The sequence below is a fragment of the Methyloversatilis thermotolerans genome, from assembly GCF_000372885.1.
Classification (GTDB): domain Bacteria; phylum Pseudomonadota; class Gammaproteobacteria; order Burkholderiales; family Rhodocyclaceae; genus Methyloversatilis; species Methyloversatilis thermotolerans.
This window is the reverse complement of sequence record NZ_KB889967.1, coordinates 2,913,987-2,933,751: the sequence shown is the minus strand read 5'-3', so window position 1 is coordinate 2,933,751 and position 19,765 is coordinate 2,913,987. Positions and strand designations below refer to the sequence as shown.

General features: G+C 65.7%; 19 protein-coding genes and 1 riboswitch. Of the genes, 13 read left to right on the top strand and 6 right to left on the bottom strand.

Going from position 1 to position 19,765, the window contains the following annotated elements; translation table 11 throughout:
• Positions 1-47 precede the first annotated feature (47 nt).
• From A3Q7_RS0113200 to A3Q7_RS0113155, 10 genes are all read left to right on the top strand, one after another.
• On the top strand, positions 48-425 hold the full coding sequence (locus A3Q7_RS0113200; protein ID WP_018412366.1) for an ArsR/SmtB family transcription factor: 378 nt from the start codon (positions 48-50) through the stop codon (positions 423-425).
• 13 nt (positions 426-438) lie between these two features.
• The gene (gene soxC / locus A3Q7_RS0113195) at positions 439-1,770 is read left to right on the top strand and encodes a sulfite dehydrogenase (RefSeq protein ID WP_018412365.1); all 1,332 of its coding nucleotides are present in this window, start codon (positions 439-441) and stop codon (positions 1,768-1,770) included.
• Positions 1,754-2,776: a c-type cytochrome gene (locus A3Q7_RS0113190; RefSeq protein WP_018412364.1), complete on the top strand. Its 1,023-nt coding sequence runs from the start codon at positions 1,754-1,756 to the stop codon at positions 2,774-2,776. Before soxC ends, A3Q7_RS0113190 begins: the two co-directional genes overlap by 17 nt.
• Before the next feature lie 20 nt (positions 2,777-2,796).
• Positions 2,797-3,258: a thiosulfate oxidation carrier protein SoxY gene (gene soxY / locus A3Q7_RS21180; RefSeq protein WP_232417974.1), complete on the top strand. Its 462-nt coding sequence runs from the start codon at positions 2,797-2,799 to the stop codon at positions 3,256-3,258.
• 36 nt (positions 3,259-3,294) lie between these two features.
• Complete coding sequence (soxZ, locus tag A3Q7_RS21175; RefSeq protein ID WP_408630403.1) at positions 3,295-3,609, top strand: thiosulfate oxidation carrier complex protein SoxZ; 315 nt, start codon at positions 3,295-3,297, stop codon at positions 3,607-3,609.
• 105 nt (positions 3,610-3,714) lie between these two features.
• Positions 3,715-4,530, top strand: a complete 816-nt coding sequence (gene soxA / locus A3Q7_RS0113175; RefSeq protein ID WP_026224810.1) for a sulfur oxidation c-type cytochrome SoxA — start codon at positions 3,715-3,717, stop codon at positions 4,528-4,530.
• 10 nt (positions 4,531-4,540) lie between these two features.
• Positions 4,541-5,179 carry a sulfur oxidation c-type cytochrome SoxX gene (gene soxX / locus A3Q7_RS0113170; RefSeq protein ID WP_018412360.1) on the top strand — a complete coding sequence of 213 codons (639 nt, stop codon included), beginning with the start codon at positions 4,541-4,543 and terminating at the stop codon, positions 5,177-5,179.
• A 7-nt stretch (positions 5,180-5,186) separates the two neighbouring features.
• Positions 5,187-6,911 carry a thiosulfohydrolase SoxB gene (gene soxB / locus A3Q7_RS0113165; RefSeq protein ID WP_018412359.1) on the top strand — a complete coding sequence of 575 codons (1,725 nt, stop codon included), beginning with the start codon at positions 5,187-5,189 and terminating at the stop codon, positions 6,909-6,911.
• 1 nt (position 6,912) lies between these two features.
• Entirely contained in the window at positions 6,913-7,887 is a 975-nt protein-coding gene (locus A3Q7_RS0113160) for an MBL fold metallo-hydrolase (protein WP_157278185.1), read from the top strand.
• Entirely contained in the window at positions 7,884-8,345 is a 462-nt protein-coding gene (locus A3Q7_RS0113155; RefSeq protein WP_018412357.1) for a thioredoxin fold domain-containing protein, read from the top strand. Before A3Q7_RS0113160 ends, A3Q7_RS0113155 begins: the two co-directional genes overlap by 4 nt.
• A 44-nt stretch (positions 8,346-8,389) precedes the next feature.
• Here the strand turns inward: A3Q7_RS0113155 and A3Q7_RS0113150 are convergent, their stop codons facing one another.
• Positions 8,390-8,698, bottom strand: coding sequence for a hypothetical protein (locus tag A3Q7_RS0113150; RefSeq protein ID WP_018412356.1), 309 nt, complete (start codon positions 8,696-8,698; stop codon positions 8,390-8,392).
• Between the two features lie 44 nt (positions 8,699-8,742).
• Positions 8,743-9,831, bottom strand: coding sequence for an iron-sulfur cluster carrier protein ApbC (gene apbC, locus A3Q7_RS0113145; RefSeq protein ID WP_018412355.1), 1,089 nt, complete (start codon positions 9,829-9,831; stop codon positions 8,743-8,745).
• 148 nt (positions 9,832-9,979) lie between these two features.
• Here apbC and metG point away from each other — a divergent pair, with 148 nt between their 5' ends.
• From metG to A3Q7_RS0113130, 3 genes are all read left to right on the top strand, one after another.
• Positions 9,980-12,127 (top strand): methionine--tRNA ligase, encoded by a 2,148-nt coding sequence (metG, locus tag A3Q7_RS0113140; RefSeq protein ID WP_018412354.1) that lies wholly within the window; start codon positions 9,980-9,982, stop codon positions 12,125-12,127.
• 6 nt (positions 12,128-12,133) lie between these two features.
• Entirely contained in the window at positions 12,134-12,427 is a 294-nt protein-coding gene (locus A3Q7_RS0113135) for an acylphosphatase (protein WP_018412353.1), read from the top strand.
• 571 nt (positions 12,428-12,998) lie between these two features.
• Complete coding sequence (locus tag A3Q7_RS0113130) at positions 12,999-14,009, top strand: hypothetical protein (protein WP_026224806.1); 1,011 nt, start codon at positions 12,999-13,001, stop codon at positions 14,007-14,009.
• 45 nt (positions 14,010-14,054) lie between these two features.
• On the opposite strand, the gene A3Q7_RS0113125 is transcribed toward A3Q7_RS0113130, so the two are convergent.
• The 4 genes from A3Q7_RS0113125 to thiC form a co-directional block, all read right to left on the bottom strand.
• A complete protein-coding gene (locus tag A3Q7_RS0113125) occupies positions 14,055-14,621 on the bottom strand; it encodes a YggT family protein (protein WP_018412351.1) in 567 nt (188 codons plus the stop codon).
• A 65-nt stretch (positions 14,622-14,686) separates the two neighbouring features.
• Positions 14,687-15,499, bottom strand: coding sequence for a pyrroline-5-carboxylate reductase (proC, locus tag A3Q7_RS0113120; RefSeq protein WP_018412350.1), 813 nt, complete (start codon positions 15,497-15,499; stop codon positions 14,687-14,689).
• 104 nt (positions 15,500-15,603) lie between these two features.
• Positions 15,604-17,583: a reprolysin-like metallopeptidase gene (locus A3Q7_RS0113115; RefSeq protein WP_026224805.1), complete on the bottom strand. Its 1,980-nt coding sequence runs from the start codon at positions 17,581-17,583 to the stop codon at positions 15,604-15,606.
• Between the two features lie 70 nt (positions 17,584-17,653).
• Positions 17,654-17,745, bottom strand: a riboswitch (cyclic di-GMP riboswitch).
• A gap of 94 nt (positions 17,746-17,839) precedes the next feature.
• Complete coding sequence (thiC, locus tag A3Q7_RS0113110) at positions 17,840-19,765, bottom strand: phosphomethylpyrimidine synthase ThiC (RefSeq protein ID WP_018412347.1); 1,926 nt, start codon at positions 19,763-19,765, stop codon at positions 17,840-17,842.

Sequence of the window (19,765 nt, the reverse complement as noted above, 5' to 3'; positions counted from 1 at the left end):
ACAAAAAGACATATCCGCAGTCCAAACAACGAGTTGGAGGAGCAGCGATGGAGCACGATCCGGAGCTGGACACTGTTTTCGAGTCCGTTGCCGATTATTTCGGCCTTCTGGCTGAACCCGCGCGACTGAAAATCCTGCACTGCCTGTGCGGGGGCGAGCGTTCCGTCGCCGACGTCGTTGCCCAGTCGGGCCTCAGCCAGACCAATACCTCACGCCATCTCAACATGCTGTACCGCGCCGGCATCGTCGGCCGGCGCAAGGACGGCAGCATGGTGTTCTACAAGCTGATCGATCCGAATTTCCCGTCGATCTGCCGCACCGTCTGCATCCAGATTGCGTCGGGCAGCGCACTCAATCTGCCCAGCAAACCCAGCAAGGCTTCGCTGAAGAAGGTGGGGCGCGCGCTCGAGATCGCGTCCGAGTAAATACGGAGAACACATGTCCCAGCTACCGGTACGTCCCGGGCGCATACGCCGTGCGCCCGAGGGCTTCCTCACACCCGAACAGGTCGGCGACGTGGCGGCCGGCAGGCGCGATTTCCTGCGCCAGGCCTTCGCTGCGGCCAGCGTCACCGCACTCGGCGTGTCGGCGGCGCATGCCGCCGACGGCGATCCGGCCATCCTGAACCTGCCGGAGCACAGCACTTCGCTCGGGCGACCGGTGGCGGAGCGCCCTTACGGCCTTCCGTCGCAGTATGAAGCCGGGCTGAAGCGGCGCGAAAGTCCCGGCCTCACGCGGGTGGCCGCGGCCTCTGTGTCGTTCGCGCCGCTCCAGGGCTTGTTCGGCATCATCACGCCGTCAGGCCTGCATTTCGAGCGGCATCACCAGGGCTGGCACGACATCGATCCGGCGCGCCACCGGCTCATGATCAACGGCCTGGTGAAGGAGGCTCGCGTCTACACCATGGACGACCTGATGCGCCTGCCGTCGGTGTCGCGCATCCATTTCATCGAATGCGGTGCCAATACCGGCATGGAATGGGGCAATGTGGCCGTGCCCACCGTGCAGTACACGCACGGCATGCTGTCCTGTTCCGAATTCACCGGCGTGCCTCTGTCGGTGCTGCTGGACGACTGCGGCATCGACATGAAGCGTGCGAAGTTCGTGCTGGCCGAAGGTGCGGACGGTTCCAGCATGACGCGCACCATTCCGCTCGATCGAGCGCTCGACGACGTGATCGTCGCGTGGGGTCAGAACGGCGAAATGCTGCGCCCGGAGAACGGCTATCCGCTTCGCCTCGTGGTGCCCGGCATACAGGGCGTGTCCTGGGTGAAGTGGTTGCGTCGCATCGAGGTGGGCGACCAGCCCTGGGCGACCAAGGATGAGGCGGTGCATTACATCGATCTGCTGCCGGACGGCACCCACCGTCAGTACACGTCCATCCAGGAGTGCAAGTCGGTCATCACCACGCCATCCGGCGGGCAGACCTTGCTCGATCGCGGCTTCCACAACATTTCCGGGCTCGCATGGTCCGGCCGCGGGAAGATCCGGCGGGTGGACGTCTCCACCGACGGCGGGCGCAACTGGCGCACTGCACGGCTGGAGACGCCGGTGCTGTCCAAGGCGCTCACCCGCTTCAACATCGACTGGGTGTGGGATGGCAGTCCGGCCATCCTGCAATCGCGCGCGATGGACGACACCGGCTACGTGCAGCCCACCTACCGCCAGTTGCGCGAAGTGCGCGGCACGCGTTCGATCTATCACAACAACGCCATCCAGTCCTGGAAGCTGGCGGAAAGCGGAGACGTGAGCAATGTCCAGGCTTACTGAACTCGCGCTGGTGGCAGCGCTCATGTTCGGCGCGACCGGAAGTCACGCAGCGGGTCGCTACGAGGGCATAGGCCGGGCCGCGACGCCGGCCGAGGTGAAGGCTTGGGACATCGATGTGCGCCCGGATTTCAAGGGCCTGCCCGCCGGATCCGGGTCGGTGGATCACGGCATGGAGGTGTGGGAAGCGAAATGCGCCTCCTGCCACGGCACATTCGGCGAAAGCAACGAGGTGTTCACGCCCATCGTCGGCGGCACGACGAAGGAGGACATCGAGACCGGCCGGGTCGGTGCATACATCCGCGGTGATGCGCCGCAACGCACGACGCTCATGAAGGTGGCGACGGTTTCCACGCTGTGGGACTACATCCATCGCGCGATGCCGTGGAACGCGCCCAAGTCGCTGAGCGTGGACGATACTTATGCGGTGCTCGCCTACATCCTGAATCTGGGCGAGATCGTGCCGGCCGACTTCGTGCTGTCGGACAGGAACATCGCCGATGTGCAGAAGCGCATGCCCAACCGCAACGGCATGACCACCCGGCACGGCCTGTGGGACGTGAAAGGCAAGCCGGACGTGAAGAACGTGGCCTGCATGAAGGACTGCCGGACGGACATCACGATCGGGTCCAGTCTGCCGGACTACGCGCGCGACGCCCATGGCGATCTGTCGGCACAGAATCGCACGGTGGGACCGGTGCGCGGCCAGCATACCGGCAACGCGACCGCTGCCGCCGCGATCAAGCCGCATCCGGCTCTGGAACTGATGAAGAAGAACGGCTGCAGCGGCTGTCACGGCATCGACAGCAAGGTTCTGGGGCCGGGCTTTCGCGAGGTCGCAAAGCGCTACAAGGACGACAAAGGTGCAGAATCCAGCCTCTCCGCGCGCATCCGCAAAGGGAGCAGCGGCAACTGGGGCGATGTGGCCATGCCTGCGCAGAGCCAGGTCAGCGACGCCGACCTGGGCGCGCTGGTGAAATGGATCTTGTCGGGTTCGCCCGAAAACTGAGGAGGAAGAAGCAGATGAACATGCAGCGAAGAGAGGCCCTGAAGAGCACGGGCGCCATGGGCCTGTTCGGTGTGCTGGTGGCCGCCGGACTGATCACGCCCGAACTTGCGCACGCAGCCTGGGACAAGGCGGCGTTCGAAGCGAAGTCGATGGAGGATGTGCTCAAGGCACTGGGAGCGGGCAAGCCGGCCGATTCCAAGGACGTGCAGCTCAGCGGTCCGGATATCGCCGAGAACGGCGCCGTGGTGCCGGTGGGCGTGAAAAGTGCGCTGCCGGGCACCGAGTTCGTCGCCATCCTGGTCGAGAAGAACCCGAACATGCTGGCCGCCAGCTTCACGTTGCCGGAAGGCACGGCGGCCGACGTGAGCACGCGCATCAAGATGGGCCAGACCTCGAACGTCTATGCGCTGGTCAAGGCTGGCGGCAGCTACTACATGACGGTCAAGGAAATCAAGGTGACGCTGGGCGGCTGCGGCGGCTGAGCGTACCCACGAGCGAACGAAGAAAAGGAGCAGGACATGGCAGCAGGCCCGATGCGCATCCGCGCAGCCAGCAATGGCACCGAAACCGAAGTGAAGATACTGATGAGCCACGACATGGAAACCGGTCAGCGCAAGGACGCGTCCGGCAACCTGATCCCGGCACACCACATCACCGAAATCACGGCGACCCACAATGGTCGCGTGGTCCTTGCCGGCCAGTTCGGACCGGCCGTGGCGAAGAACCCCTATCTGCAGTTCAAGTTCAAGGGGGGCGCCAAGGGTGACAAGGTGAGCGTGAGCTGGGTGGACAACAAGGGCGAGAAGCGCACCGACGAAGTCGTGGTGTCCTGAGTCCAGGTCCGCGCAGACGGACCACGCAGGCACCGGTGAAGGCGGGCGATCCGATCGGGATCCGGCCCGGCACGGTCGAGTCATCACAGGACTGGAGGAAGAGACATGAAAGGCAGTCGATATGCCGTATGCCTGGCAACGTCAGCGCTTGCGCTGATGCTGCCGGCGACGCCCGCAGGGGCCGATGAGACCGCAGAGGGCATTGCCAGGTATCGCGAAGCGCTGGCCGACGGCAACCCCGCCGAGCTGTGGGAGATGCAGGGTGAAGAGCTGTGGCGCACCGCACGCGGACCGAAGAACGGCACGCTCGAGAAGTGTGACCTGGGCCAGGGGCCGGGTGTGGTGAAGGGCGCCTTCGTCGGCTTGCCGCGCTATTTCGCAGATACCGGACGCGTGCAGGATCTCGAATCGCGCCTGCTCACCTGCATGGAAACCCTGCAGGGCATCCCTGCGGACGAAGTCGCGAAGACGCCGTTCGGCAAGGGCGAGCAGAAGAACATCGAGGCGCTGGTGGCCTGGATTTCCGCCGAGTCACGCGGCATGAAGTTCAACGTGCCGATGCAGCATCCGGAAGAGCGGCGCATGTATGAAATCGGCAAGCGCGTGTTCAATTACCGCAGCGGCCCGCACGATTTCGGTTGCGTCACCTGTCACGGCGAGGATGGCAAGCGCATCCGCCTGCAGGACCTGCCCAATCTGACCAAGTCAGCTGATGCGGCGCGTGGCTTCGGCGCCTGGCCGGCCTATCGCGTGTCCTCCGGCGAGCTGTGGAGCATGCAGCGTCGCCTCAACGACTGCTTCCGCCAGCAGCGTTTCCCCTATCCCTTGTACGGCTCGGAAGTGACCGTCGCCCTGTCCACCTATCTGGGGGTGACCGCCAACGGGGCGGGCGAGAGCACCGCACCGGCCATCAAGCGCTGAGGAGAGAACGATGACAACGAATCTGCGAAATGCCGTGCTGGTTGCGGGCGCGATCGCCGCCGTCGCCGGCTGTGCCGGTACCGGGTCCAGCCCGGAGCAATCGGCCGCCTGGGATCGCGAAGCGCAGGAGGTGATGGCGCGCTCCTTCCGTGACCAGGGCATCGCCACGGTCGACCGCCTGAAGCAGGACGAGGTGATGGCCGCCTGCTCCACGCACGGCCAGCACATCGACGACGAACTGCGCGAGCGCATACAGGCCGCCGCACAGGCCGACATCAAGTGGCCGTCCGACGGGAACTACCTCGGCGACTGGAAGGAAGGCGAGAAACTTGCGCAGAGCGGACGCGGCATGACCTGGTCCGACAAGGCCGACGCACCGAATGGTGGCAACTGCTACAACTGCCACCGCATCACGAAGAAGGAAATTTCGTACGGCACGATAGGCCCCAGCCTCTACCAGTACGGCAAGCTGCACGGCAATACCGAAACGACGCAGAAGTACGTGTGGGGCAAGATCTGGAACCCGAATGCCTACACCGCGTGCACCAATATGCCGCGCTTCGGCGCACACGGCATCCTCGACGAGAAGCAGATCAGACATCTGGTTGCGCTGCTGCTCGACCCGAAGTCGCCGGTCAACGCGGAGTGATGCGCCGATGAGCATGCACCGCCGCGAATTCCTGCAGTTGCTCGCGATGGCCAGCGCCGGTGGCATGGCGCTGCACAGCGACTTCGCCCGCGCGGCGGGCGCCGCTTCGTCGATGTACGAACTGCCCCGCTTCGGCAACGTGAGCCTGCTGCACATGACCGACTGCCATGCGCAGCTGATGCCGATCTATTTCCGCGAACCGGATGTCAATCTGGGCATAGGCGACATGGCGGGCCGGCCGCCGCATCTGGTGGGCGACAAGCTGCTGAAGCAGTTCGGCATCGCGCCCGGCACGCCGCAGGCGCACGCGTTCACCTTTCTCGACTTCGCGCAGGCGGCCAGGACCTACGGCAAGGTGGGCGGCTTCGCCCATCTCGCCACCCTGGTCAAGCGCATGAAGGCCAGCCGGCCCGGTGCGCTGCTGCTCGATGGCGGCGACACCTGGCAGGGTTCGGGTCTGTCGCTGTGGACCAAGGGCCAGGACATGGTCGACGCCTGCAAGCTGCTCGGCGTCGACGTGATGACCGGCCATTGGGAATTCACCTACGGTGCCGAGCGCGTGAAACAGATCGTCGACGGCGACTTCGCCGGCAAGGTCGATTTCGTCGCGCAGAACGTGAAAACCACCGACTTCGGCGATCAGGTGTTCCCGCCCTTCGTCATCCGTCAGATCAATGGCGTGCCGGTGGCCATCGTCGGCCAGGCCTTTCCGTATACGCCGATCGCCAATCCGCGCTATTTCACGCCGGAGTGGAGCTTCGGCATCAACGACGAATCGATGCAGGAACATGTCGATGCCGCCCGCGCGAAGGGCGCGCAGGTGGTGGTGGTGCTTTCGCACAATGGCATGGATGTCGACGTCAAGATGGCGTCGCGCGTGCGCGGCATCGACGCCATTCTCGGCGGCCATACGCACGACGGTGTTCCGGCGCCGATCGTCGTGAAGAACGCGGGCGGACAGACCCTGGTCACCAATGCCGGCTCCAATGGCAAGTTCCTCGGCGTGCTGGATTTCGACGTGAAGGGCGGCAAGGTGAGCGACTTCCGCTATCACCTGCTGCCGGTGTTCTCCAACCTGCTGCCGGCCGATCCCGACATGACTGCGCTGATCGCGAAAATGCGCGCGCCCCATGAAGCCAGGCTGGGCGAGAAGCTGGCGGTGACCGAAGGTCTGCTGTATCGCCGCGGCAACTTCAACGGCAGTTTCGACCAGCTCATCCTGGATGGGCTGATGAAGATGAAGGACGCCGAAATCGCGTTCTCGCCGGGCTTCCGCTGGGGCACCAGCCTGTTGCCGGGCGACACCATCACGATGGAAAACCTGCTCGACCAGACCGCCATCACCTATCCCTACACCACCCTTACACCGATGACCGGCGAATTCATCAAGACGGTGCTGGAGGACGTGTGCGACAACCTGTTCAATCCCGATCCCTACTACCAGCAGGGGGGCGACATGGTGCGCGTGGGCGGACTGCAGTACCGCTGTGATCCGACCGCGAAGATGGGCGGCCGCATCAGCGGCATGATGCTCAACGGCAAGCCGCTGGAAGCGTCCAAGACCTATCGTGTCGCGGGCTGGGCGCCGGTGTCGGAAGCGGCCAGGGATGCCGGCGGCGAGCCGATCTGGGACCTCATGACGCGCTACCTGAAGGACGTGAAGACGGTTGCGCCGATCAAGCTCAATCTGCCGGAGCTGCATGGCGTGGCCGGCAATCCCGGAATGGCCTGACATGGCCGCGCCGCGTCGCCCGCTGTTCCGGCGCATGGTCGCCGCCTGCGCGCTCCTCCTCGCGCAGTGCGCAACGGCGGGCGACGCACCCGGCGTTTCCGTTACGCTCAAGCCGGTACAGGTCGGTCCGCACAGCTGGTATGTGCAGGGCGATTCCGGGCCGGCCAGTCTGGCCAATGAGGCCTTCAATTCAAATGCCGGCTTCGTGGTGACCGGCGATGGCGTCGTGGTGATCGATGCGCTGGGCTCGCCGGCCCTCGGTCAGGCCCTGGTCGCGGCAATACGCGGCGTGACCGACCAGCCGATACGGCGCGTGCTCATCACGCACTATCACGCCGATCATTTCTACGGGCTGCAGGCATTCAAGGCGGTGGGCGCCGAAGTGTGGGCGCATCGCGCCGGCCGCGAGTACATCGAGGGCGAAGAGGGGCGCGCGCGGCTGGAGCAGAGGCGACGTGATCTCGACCCCTGGGTCGACGCGAACACGCGGCTGGTGCCCGCCGATCTGTGGCTGGAAGGCGATACCAGCTTCCGCCTGGGCGCGCTCACCTTCGAACTGGTCTACATGGGCCCGGCGCACGCGCCGGACGACATGGTGGTGATCGTGCGCGAGGACAGGGTCGTCTATTCCGGCGACATCCTGTTCATCGGCCGCATTCCCTTCGTCGGCGATGCCGACAGCCGGCGCTGGCTCGCAACCATGGATCAGTTGCTGGCGCTCAGGCCGGGGACCCTGGTGACCGGCCATGGTCCGGCGTCCACCGATCCTGCGCGCGATCTCGCGATGACGCGCGACTACATCGGCTATCTGCGCAGTGAAATGGGCAAGGCGGTGGCGGAATTCGTGCCTTTCGACGAAGCCTACGCCCGCACCGACTGGAGCCGCTGGCAGAAGGTGCCCGCGTTCGATGCGGCCAACCGCATCAATGCCTATGGCACCTATCTGCGCATGGAGCAGGAGGTGCTGGGCAGATGAAGAGCCTGCTGGTCGCCCTGCTGTGCATCGGACTGAGCGCGCCCGCGCTGGCCGCAAAGCCCGCGCGGGCGACGGCGCCGGTATTGCCGCTGCTGCTCGATGCGGGCGGCGATGTGCGGCCCGGCAGCCTTCTTGTCGTGCTGTTCTCGCTGCCCGACTGTCACTGGTGCGAGGAGGTCCGCAGCCACTATCTCGCCCCGCTGGCACGCGATGCGGGACTGGTGATACGCGAGGTGGATCTGAACGGGCGTCGTCCGCTCACCGACTTTGATGGCACTGTGACCACGCAAGCGGCGTTCGCGAAGCGGCTCAAGGTGCAGTTCGCACCCACCGTGCTCTTTCTCGATGCGCAGGGACGCCAGGTCGCCGCGCCTCTGGTCGGCGCGGGCAAGGCCGATTTCTATGGCGCCTACCTCGACGAAGCCATCGCCAGCGGCCGCAGGGCCGCGTCGAAATAGCGACTGCGAGCCGCCGCGGCCGCTTGCGCTCGCCCGGAGCAAGCTCAGCGGAACTTGTAGTACTGCCGGTTCAGGTAGGCGACCACATGCGCCTCGTCCTCGGGAAACCAGCCGGTGCTGAGCTGCGCGTTGCATACACTGACCTGTGCGGCCAGTTGTGCCAGCGAATTCACGCGCCGGTCGCTGCGCAGATAGATCTGCGTGCCATCGCCGCCGCCATAGCGGTCACTGTGGCAGTCTTCGCACCGCGCCTCGATCACCAGCGTCCTGCCCTGGTCGGCGTCGGCCGCAAGAGCATGCGCTGGCGGCCAGCCGATACAAGCGACAGCGAGCAGGTGGTGCGGCAGCTTCATGGCCTTCTCCTGATCGACGCCGGGTACTCCGGCGGGCGGGTGCTTCAGGTGTTCTGCACGACGATGCTCGGGAACTTCGCGCTCATGTCCTTCGCCTTTTCCGCGATACGGATCGCAACGCTGCGCGCGATGCTGCGGTAGATCTCGGCCACCCGGCTGTCCGGATCGGCCACCACGGTCGGTCTGCCGGAATCCGCCTGCTCACGGATCTGCATCGCCAGCGGCAACGAACCGAGCACGTCGAGACCGTAATCGGCCGCCATGCGCGCGCCGCCACCCTCGCCGAAGATGTGTTCCTCGTGGCCGCACTTGGAACAGGTGTGCAGGCTCATGTTCTCGACGATGCCGAGTATGGGGATGCCCACCTTCTCGAACATCTTGAGCCCCTTGCGTGCATCCAGCAATGCGATGTCCTGCGGCGTGGTGACGATGACCGCGCCGGTGACCGGCACCTTCTGCGCCAGCGTGAGCTGGATGTCGCCGGTACCCGGCGGCATGTCGATCACCAGGTAATCCACGTCCTTCCAGGCGGTCTGGGTCAGGAGCTGTTCCAGTGCAGAGGTCACCATCGGACCGCGCCACACCATGGGCGTCTCGACATCGATCAGGAAGCCGATGGACATGGTCTGCACGCCGTGCGCCATCATCGGTTGCAGGGTCTTGCCGTCGGGAGATTCCGGCTGACCGGAAATGCCCAGCATCTGCGGTTGGGAAGGACCATAGATGTCGGCATCGAGCAGGCCGACGGTCGCCCCTTCCGCAGCCAGCGCCAGCGCGAGGTTGGCCGAGGTGGTGCTCTTGCCGACGCCGCCCTTGCCCGATGCCACCGCGATGATGTTCTTCACGCCCGGCAGCAGCTTCACGCCACGTTGCACGGAATGCGACACGATCTTCTGCGTCACGTTCACGCTCACGTTCGCTGCGCCCGGGATGGCACGCAGGCGGGTGATGACGAGATGGCGAAGGTGCTCGATCTGGCTTTTCGCCGGATAGCCCAGTTCGATATCCACCGACACGTCGGCGCCATCGACACGGATGTTGCGGGCACTGCGCGTGGTGAAGAAATCCTTGCCGGTGTTCGGATCGATCAGCTCCTTGAGGGCGCTCTGGACCTGGGCTTCGCTGAGTGACATGTCTGCTCCATGTGTCGGGCTGCCCGCCGCCGCACGTGCTGCGCGGCCGTCGCGGAATACCCGATCAATTTAGTACAGTATAACCGATGGCCGGCCGCCTGCGCTCCGCGGCAGTAGAATCGCGGGTTTTCCGGCTTCAACTTCCATCATGTCCCGCCGCAGACTGCTCGTCACCAGTGCCCTGCCCTACGCCAATGGGGCCATCCACCTCGGCCACCTGGTCGAATACATACAGACCGATATCTGGGTCCGCTTCCAGCGCATGCGCGGTCATGAGGTGCACTATGTGGGTGCGGACGACCAGCACGGCACGCCCATCATGCTGCGCGCCGAGAAGGAAGGCATCACGCCGCGCGAGCTGGTCGAGCGCGTGCTGCACGAACATGCCCGCGACTTCTTCGGCGGTCTCGATGTGCAGGCCGCCTGGAAGAAGGGCGCCGGAGAGCTGGGCGGCTTCCTGATCAGTTTCGACAATTACCATGAAACCGATTCGGACGAGAACCGCGCCTTCTGCGAGGACATCTACGGCAAGCTGAAGGCGGCCGACCTGATCGCGCAGCGCTCGGTCGAGCAGTTCTACGACCCGGTCAAGGACATGTTCCTGCCGGACCGCTTCATCAAGGGCGAATGCCCGAAATGCGGTGCGAAGGACCAGTACGGCGATTCGTGCGAAGTGTGTGGCGCCACCTATGCCCCGACCGATCTGAAGAACGCCTATTCAGTGGTGTCCGGCGCCGCGCCCGAGCGTCGCTCGAGCGAACACTATTTCTTCCGGCTGTCGGCGCCGCAGTGCGAAAGCTTCCTGCGCGCGTTCACCCAGGGTTCCGGCCGGCTGCAGCCGGAAGCGGCGAACAAGATGAAGGAATGGCTGGGCGAGCCGGGTGACAACCGCCTGTCCGACTGGGACATTTCGCGCGACGCGCCCTACTTCGGCTTCCGCATTCCGGGCACCGACAACAAGTTCTTCTACGTCTGGCTGGACGCGCCGGTCGGCTATTTCGGCAGCTTCCGCAACTACGTGGCGAAGCAGAAGGCGCTCGGCCACGACATCGACGAGGTGGACTTCCTCGACGCCGCGGGTGCGAGAGCCGCCGGCACCGAAATGGTCCATTTCATCGGCAAGGACATCCTGTACTTCCACGCCCTGTTCTGGCCGGCCATGCTGGAGCACTCCGGCTACCGCACGCCGACCCAGATCAACGCGCACGGCTTCCTGACCGTGAATGGCGAGAAGATGAGCAAGAGCCGCGGCACCTTCATCACCGCGCAGAGCTATCTCGACCTCGGCCTGAATCCGGAGTGGCTGCGCTACTACTTCGCCGCCAAGCTGAATGGCTCGATGGAAGACATCGATCTGAACCTCGACGACTTCGTCGCGCGCGTCAATTCGGATCTGGTCGGCAAGTACATCAATATCGCCAGTCGCTGTGCAGGGTTCATCAGCAAGCGCTTCGGCGGTGCGCTCGCCGCGCCGACGGTACCCTTCCACTGGCACGAGGCGTCTATCAGGGAAGCTTACGAATCGCGCGACTACGCGCGCGCGCTGCGAGAGGTGATGGCCTGCGCCGACCAGGCCAACGTGTTCGTGAACGACCACGCGCCCTGGGTGCTGGCCAAGCAGGACGGCCAGGACGAAAAGCTGCAGTCGGTGTGCAGCACCGCGCTCGAACTGTTCCGCCAACTGTCGGTGCTGCTCAAGCCGGTTCTGCCGCGTCTGGTGGCCGAGGTGGAGCGTTTTCTGAACATCGCGCCGCTGAGCTGGGATGACTTCGGAACTGCGCTCAAGGCCGGTCACAGGATCAACGAATACAAGCACCTGATGACCCGCATCGACCCGAAGCAGATGCAGGCACTGGTCGACGCCAACAAGGAATCCCTGGTGAACACGCAAGCCCCCGCCGCGCCGGCCAAGACCGAAGCCCCGAAGAAGACCGACGCCCCGGCCGCCGACGCCGGTGCCCACATTTCCATCGATGACTTCTCCAAGGTCGAACTGCGCATCGCGAAAATCGTCGCTGCCGACCATGTCGAGGGCGCGGACAAGTTGCTGCGCCTGCAACTGGACATCGGCGAAGAGCGACCGCGCCAGGTGTTTGCCGGCATCAAGTCGGCCTATGACCCGGCCGCGCTGGTCGGCCGGTTGACCGTCATGGTGGCCAATCTGGCGCCGCGCAAGATGAAGTTCGGCATGTCGGAAGGCATGGTACTGGCGGCCTCCGACGACAAGGGCGAGCTGCCGGGCCTGTTCATCCTGTCGCCGGATTCGGGTGCAGCCCCTGGCATGCGCGTGAAATAAGCCGCGATGGACGAGAACGAAGTCGAAGCGCTGCATTTCGCAGTCCGCGGATTCGTGCAGGGCGTGCATTTCCGCGCCTCCATGGTGCAGGAAGCGCGCCGCCTCGGCGTCACCGGGTGGGTGCGCAACCGGCGCGACGGCTCGGTCGAGGCTTATGCGGTCGGACGCCCGGCCGCGCTGGATGCGCTCGCCACCTGGGCCGAGCGCGGCCCGGCGGCCGCCCGGGTCGACGAGTGCATCGTGACACCGGCCGAAGCCGACCGCAGCCTGACCGGTTTCGTCCAGGCGCCCACTGCCTGAGGCAGGCGCGCGGCGGTCCGAGCGCGCGCTTTGCTGCACTGCCGCCATGGCAGTGCGTCATGACTCCTGCTGTGCGGCGTTCTAAGCTGGAATTCAGGCACGCACATGGACGCGATCCACCTTGAGTGGAGGAGACAACCATGCTGCCAATGGAGGATGCATGTAAAGCGCCTTGTCGCGTGCCTGCCCTCCACCTTCATTGCATCCGCGAACCGCTTCCCTTGATCCACGCAGCCCCTGTGGGCGCCGGCGCCGCCCGGCAGGGCCACACCCGCCCTGCATAGTCTCTGACCCTGCGGAAGCGCATCTGCCGGACGTAAACCCTGACATCCGCCCGGACCGCGAAACGCACGTCCGGCTGACGCCCCCGTCCGGGGTGCGGCGGCTGCATCCGACTGCTGTCAGATGCCGCGCCGCCAAGCCGCCCGCGGCTGGTGGCGATGCGTGTTCCCGTCCTTCACGCATCGTCGCCGAGCAGGATGGGCAACGGGCGTGCGTTTCCTTGTCCGGGCGGATACGCGTGGCGCCATGCCGCGCGGCCCGAGGTCAGAACACAACAAGGAATATGACAATGAAGGTCAGCAGCCATACGGTCGGGCTCGCATCGAGCCATGCGGAAAGCCGTCGCCTGAAAGTCAGCGAACGGATCGAACAATGGTCCGGGCCTCCGCCGGATTCATCTGCAAGGGTCGAGCTGTCGGGACAGGGGCAAGCCGCCCTGCAGGCCGATGCCGCATCGGCCACTCCGGAACTGGAGGATGCCTTCCGCGACGATGCGCGGCTTACACTGCTCGTCATGCTGATCGAGAAGATCACCGGCAGGCCGGTGCGCTTCATGCGGGCCTCCGATCTGCCCGCTCTTGCCGACGCGAAGTCCGCATCGGCTGCAGCGGAGCCGGGCGCGCCCGCCGCTGCGGAGTGGGGCATGATCCGTGAAACCCGCACCGAGTACAGCGAGCAGGAATCCACCCGCTTCGCGGCCCGCGGCACGGTGCGTACCGCCGATGGCCGCAGCATCGAGTTCGATCTGCAGATCGACATGTCGCGCAGCTTCAGCATGAGTACATCGGACACGCTGCGCGAGGGCAATGCGCGGCTCAAGGATCCGCTCATGCTCGATTTCGCGGGGCCGGCTTCTGCACTGTCCGACCAGCGCTTTGCCTTCGATCTCGACGCCGACGGCGTGAAGGACGCGGTGCCGCTGCCATCCGGTCGTGGCATGCTGGCTTTCGATCGCAATGGCAATGGCCGGGTAGATGACGGGCGCGAGCTGTTCGGGCCGCTCTCCGGGGACGGCTTCGCCGAACTGGCGGCGCTCGATGACGACGGCAATGGCTGGCTGGATGAAGCCGATGCGGCCTTCGGCCGCCTCATGGTCTGGCAGCCTGACGCCTCCGGCGCCGGAACGCTCACCAGCCTGAGCCGCGCCGGCATCGGCGCTTTCTACCTCGGTCGCGTCGATACGCCCTTCTCGGTGCGCAACGCCGCGAACGACACATTGGGCGAGGTGCGCGCGACCAGTGTCTATCTCAACGAGGATGGCAGCGCCGGCACCGTGAGCCAGGTGGATCTGAGCGTGTGAACGCGATCGCCGCGCGCCACGGAAATGACGCGCGCACGCCGCGCCTCAGATCAGCAGACCGAACAACTGGCGCGACAGGGCGTCGATCAGGTAGAGCACGATCTGCAGCAGCAGGATGAGCACCAGCGGCGACAGGTCGACATTCGCGATCGGCGGTACGACGCGCTGGACGGGCTGCAGGAAGGGGCGCGTGATCGCATTCATCATGCCGCCTATCGGATTGCCTGGCGATACCCAGCTCAGCACTGCCGAAATGATGAGCACGATGATCAGGAACCACACCGACAGGCGCAGAATTTCGATCAGACCACTCATGAGAGCCATCGGGATCAGTCCATCTGCCCCCAGCCTGCCATGCAGCGCGGCGGCGACGATGATGAGTGCGACCTGGATCAGCCACGCGACCATCAGTGTGGCGGTGTCCAGACCCGCAATGGAGGGGATGATGCGGCGCGCCGGCAGCACCGCCCAGTCGGTGGTCTGTATCACGAAGGCGCCGAGCTGGTTGCGGAAGCTCACGCGCGCCCACTGCATGTAGAAGCGGGCCAGCAGCAGCGTGGTCACGAAGCTGGCCACGGCATTCAGCACCATCAGTACGAGATCGTTCAGCATGGAATCCTGTGTCGTGTCATGAGTTGTTCGGAAATGGTGCGCAGACAGCGCCCGCGCGGGGCGGTTCAGGCGCGGCCGAGCCGGTCGCCCAGTTCGGCGCCGCGCGTCGCCGCGGCCGCCAGTGCCCGCACGATGGCGTCACTCACCTGGTCGGCTGCCATCGATTCCAGCGCCGCCTCGGTGGTGCCGCCCTTGGAGGTGACCCGTTCGCGCAGCGTTGCCGGGCTGTCCGGGCTGCCGGCCGCGAGCGCGGCAGCGCCGGTGAAGGTGGCGAGCGCCAGGTCGCGCGCCTGCGACGCGCTCAGCCCCAGTGCCTCGCCGCCACGTACCATGGATTCGATGAAGTAGAACACATAGGCCGGCCCACTGCCTGATACCGCGGTCACGGCGTCGATCTGCTTCTCGTCATCCACCCACACGGTGCTGCCGACCGCGCGCAGCACCTGGTCGGCCTGATCGCGTACCGCCTGACCCAGGGCCGGATCGGCATACAGGCCGGTCACGCCCTGGCCGATCAGCGCCGGCGTATTGGGCATGGCGCGGACGATGCGACCGTGTCCGCCCAACCAGCGCGACAGATCCGCCACGCGCAGTCCGGCGGCGATGCTGAGCACCGTCTGTCCGGACATCCGTCCGGCGATGCCCGCGCACACCTCGCGCATCTGTTGCGGCTTGACCGCCAGCACCAGCAGGTCGCAGGCCGCCGCGTCCTCATCCAGCGCGGCCGCCGTGCGCACGCCGAAGTCGCTGCCGAGCCGCGCGCGCGCCTCGGCCTGCAGTTCGATCACGCACAGATCGCTCGCCGAAGCGCCGCGCGCCAGCAAGCCGCCGATCAGCGCGCTGGCCATATTGCCGCCGCCGACGAAAGTAATCTTCATGTTTGCCCCGCTTGAAAGACCGCTCGGTCGCAGGGCGCTATGGTACCCGCGTCCGCCGCACCCGCAGCGTGCGGCGGGTGGTTCGGTCGCGGCAGGGTGCTGACTCAGCGTACGACGAAATTGCCCTGCGTGACCGAAGCCCGCACGTTCGTGAACGAGAATCTGCTCGGCGTGATCACGCCGCTGACCCGGGGGGCGATGGAGCCGGTCCAGCCAGCCGGCACCGAGCACGTATAAGCGCCATTGGAGCCGGTTGCGCCGCAGCTCGCGCCGCTGCTTGCGGTCATCGCCACCTTGGCGAGCGCGCGCCCGGCGCGCGATACCGTGCCGGATATCTGGTAGCGGGTCGCGACCGTCACGCTCATCCAGTTCGCCACCGCGGCGCGGTTGTTGCTCAAGGCCAGCGCATTGTGGGCGCTCTGTGCACTGTTGATCGGCACGCCGCACGCGTTGCTGCCACCGCAGGTCGACAGATCGGGGTTGGAGAAGCGGCCGATGACCGGCGAGATGTAGCTCATGACGGTGCCGAAGCTGCCGCTGCGGCCATGGCCGTAGGCATAGGGGTGGCTGCCCCGGCCGCCACCCTGCTTCGCGACCGTGGCGCGGTCGTGCATCAGTCCCATGTTGTGGCCGAGCTCGTGGGTGAAGGTGTAGTCGGTGCAGTAGTAGCTGCTGCCCGCCACATCGCGTCCGTCGCTCACCACCGAATAGCCGTAGGCGGCGTAGTTCGCGATGTTCGCGCCGTTGTAGCCGCCGACATAGCCGACACCGCAACTGCCGCCCTGGGCGCTCATGTAGAACGGCCGGATCAGGGTGACCAGATCGGCGCCGTACTTGCGGCGCAGCGCCGGTACGCCGGAAAAGCTGCCCGAGCCGGCCGCGAGTGCGCTCAGCGTCGTACTGTTGCTGGTGGTGTCGGCGATGGAAATCTGTTCGCTGCCGACCAGCCGCAGCGTGATCGGCACGTTCGAATCCTTGTAGGCCTGATTGCCGAGCGCGATCAACTGCGCGATGCGGGTGGCGTGCAGGCTGCCGTGCCGGCTCACGAATCCCGGCGTGTAGAGCACCAGCACATCGATCGTCGTGGTGCTGCCGCTGCTTGTGGTGCCGGTCGTCGTGCCGCTGGTCGTGCTGCTGCTGCCGGTCGTGGCCGCCGCCGTATTGCCGTCGGCGGTCACCCCGCCGGCAGCGACTTCCGCGCCCACGGCATCCACATGTTCCGACTCGTAATGGGTCAGACCGGAGCGCACCGGATCGACCAGCCACTGCCGGCCGCCGGACTCGACCAGCATCAGTTCGCCGGAGGGCGTCAGGATGTTGCCCACGCTGCCATCGGGACCGGACGTGATGATGACGCGGAACTCGCTGCCGTAGTCCTTGAGATGGCCGACCCAGGTGCTGGTGCCCGCCGCGCCGGCATCGCTGCCATCGAAGCTCACGCGGTAGTCCCCGTGTTCCGGGATGGACAGAACGACCTCGTCGCCCGGGTTGAGCGCGGACATGGCGATCAGGTTGAAATCGACCGGATGCGCGACATCGGCCGGCGGCTCCACAGCGCGGGCGCGCGCGCCGCGCCCGACATCCGCGGCGGTCCGGTCGCCGTCGGCGTCGGCTGCCGAGAACATGGCGGGCAGACCGTCCAGCACGATCGGTACGCCGGCACGGGACAGATCGTTACCCATGAGCTGGGTGCCATCGACTCGTCCCAGCACGAAGCTGCCCTCGGGCGTACGGATGACGCCGGCCACACCGGTATCGTCCAGGCGCAGCCGGACCGCGTACTGGCGTCCTGCCACGTGATGGCCTATCCACTGCGGACCGCTCTCGCCGCCCAGTCGGGCATCGAACACGATGTCCAGCGTGCGACCGTCAGGCAGCGCGAAATGAACGCGCTGTCCGGCCTGTACCGACCGCAGTGCGGACACATCCACCTTCACTGGCCACATGCCGCCGATGTCCTGCGACGGGAGAGACTCCACCACCCGCTGCGCCGTCGTGCTGCCGGTTGCTGCTGCGGGCGTATGGATCAAGGCGGCGCAGACCAGGGCGGCGCACAGGGCGGACAGGCGGGGAAGGGCGTTCATCGTCAGGGAACTCCGGTCGTGGTGTTTGATCACGCCACACGTCGGGTTCGCCCTCACGGAGGAGAATGGATCTGGCGACCCCGCTGTCGTGCCGCGCTCGCGCGCGGATTAGACCGGTGGCTTTGCGTCCCCGGCTTTCGCGCGGGTTTGCCTTTTTCAGCTTCGAACTGGATTACGGGTGACCGGCGGATGACTTGAGGGCGCCGCGCGGAAAAGATGTGTTTCCCCCGCGGTCGCCCTGTGCCCGCGCAAGCCGTCACACCTTGCGATAGAGCTCGGCGCCCGACTGCACGAATTCCACCGCCTTCACCTGCATGCCCTTCTCCAGCGCCTCGTCGTCGTTCAGACCCTGGGCGGCGGCGAAGTCACGCACGTCTTGCGTGATTTTCATCGAGCAGAAGTGCGGGCCGCACATCGAACAGAAGTGCGCCACCTTGGCCGATTCCTTGGGCAGCGTCTCGTCGTGGAAGCTCTTGGCCTTGTCCGGATCGAGGCCGAGGTTGAACTGGTCCTCCCAGCGGAATTCGTAGCGCGCCTTGCTCAATGCGTTGTCGCGGATCTGTGCGCCCGGATGACCCTTGGCCAGATCGGCGGCGTGCGCGGCCAGCTTGTAGGTGATGATGCCTTCCTTCACATCGTCCTTGTCCGGCAGCCCGAGGTGCTCCTTGGGCGTGACATAACAGAGCATGGCCGTGCCGTACCAGCCTATCTGCGCGGCGCCGATGCCGCTGGTGATGTGGTCGTAGCCCGGGGCGATGTCGGTGGTGAGCGGACCCAGTGTGTAGAAGGGCGCTTCCTTGCAGTACTCGAGCTGCAGGTCCATGTTTTCCTTGATCAGGTGCATGGGCACGTGACCCGGACCTTCGATCATCACCTGCACGTCGTGGCGCCAGGCGATGTCGGTCAGCTCGCCCAGCGTCTTCAGTTCACCGAGCTGCGCCTCGTCGTTCGCGTCGTAGATCGAGCCCGGGCGCAGGCCGTCGCCCAGCGAGAAGGCCACGTCGTAGGCCTTCATGATTTCGCAGATCTCTTCGAAGTGGGTGTAGAGGAAGCTTTCCTTGTGGTGGGCCAGACACCACTTGGCCATGATGGAGCCACCGCGGCTCACGATGCCGGTCATGCGGTTGGCGGTCAGCGGCACGTAGCGCAGCAGGACGCCGGCGTGGATGGTGAAGTAATCGACGCCTTGTTCGGCCTGTTCGATCAGCGTGTCCCTGAAGATGTCCCAGGTGAGCTCTTCCGCCTTGCCATCCACCTTTTCCAGTGCCTGGTAGATGGGCACGGTGCCGATCGGTACCGGCGAGTTGCGGATGATCCACTCGCGGGTTTCGTGGATGTTCTTTCCCGTCGACAGATCCATCACCGTGTCGCCGCCCCAGCGTATGGCCCAAGTCATCTTGTCGACTTCCTCGTTGATCGAGGAGCCGAGCGCCGAGTTGCCGATGTTGGCGTTGATCTTCACCAGGAAGTTGCGGCCGATGATCATCGGCTCGCTTTCCGGGTGGTTGATGTTGTTCGGAATGATGGCGCGGCCGCGCGCGACCTCGTCGCGGACGAACTCTGGGGTGATTTCGGCGGGGATCGAGGCACCGAAGCTCTGGCCCGGGTGCTGGCGGGTGAGCAGGCGGGCCATCTTTTCGCCGGTGGGACCGGTCGCGCGCAGGCTCTCGACGTAGGCCGCACGGTTCATGTTCTCGCGGATGGCGATGAATTCCATCTCCGGCGTGATGAGGCCCTGACGCGCGTAGTGCATCTGGGTCACATTGCGACCGGCGCGGGCGCGGCGCGGGTGACGATGCAGACCGGGGAAGCGCAGTTCGTCCAGTTTCGTGTCGGCGGCGCGGGCGCGCCCGTACTCGGACGACAGGTCGGTGAGCTGTTCGGTGTCGCCGCGCTCCTCTATCCAGCGTGCGCGCAGCGCGGGCAGTCCGCGACGGATGTCGATACCGGCAGTCGGGTCGGTATAGGGGCCGGAACAGTCGTAGACGAAGACCGGCGGGGTCCTCTCCCCGCCGAAGCCGGTCGGCGTGTCCGACTGCGATATCTCGCGCATCGGCACACGGATGTCCGGGCGCGAACCCTGGATGTAGACCTTGCGCGAATTCGGCAATGGCGCAATGGCGGCCGCATCGACATGGGCCTCGTTGGCGATGAAGGTGTGCAGCGGGTCTTTGGCGTTCAT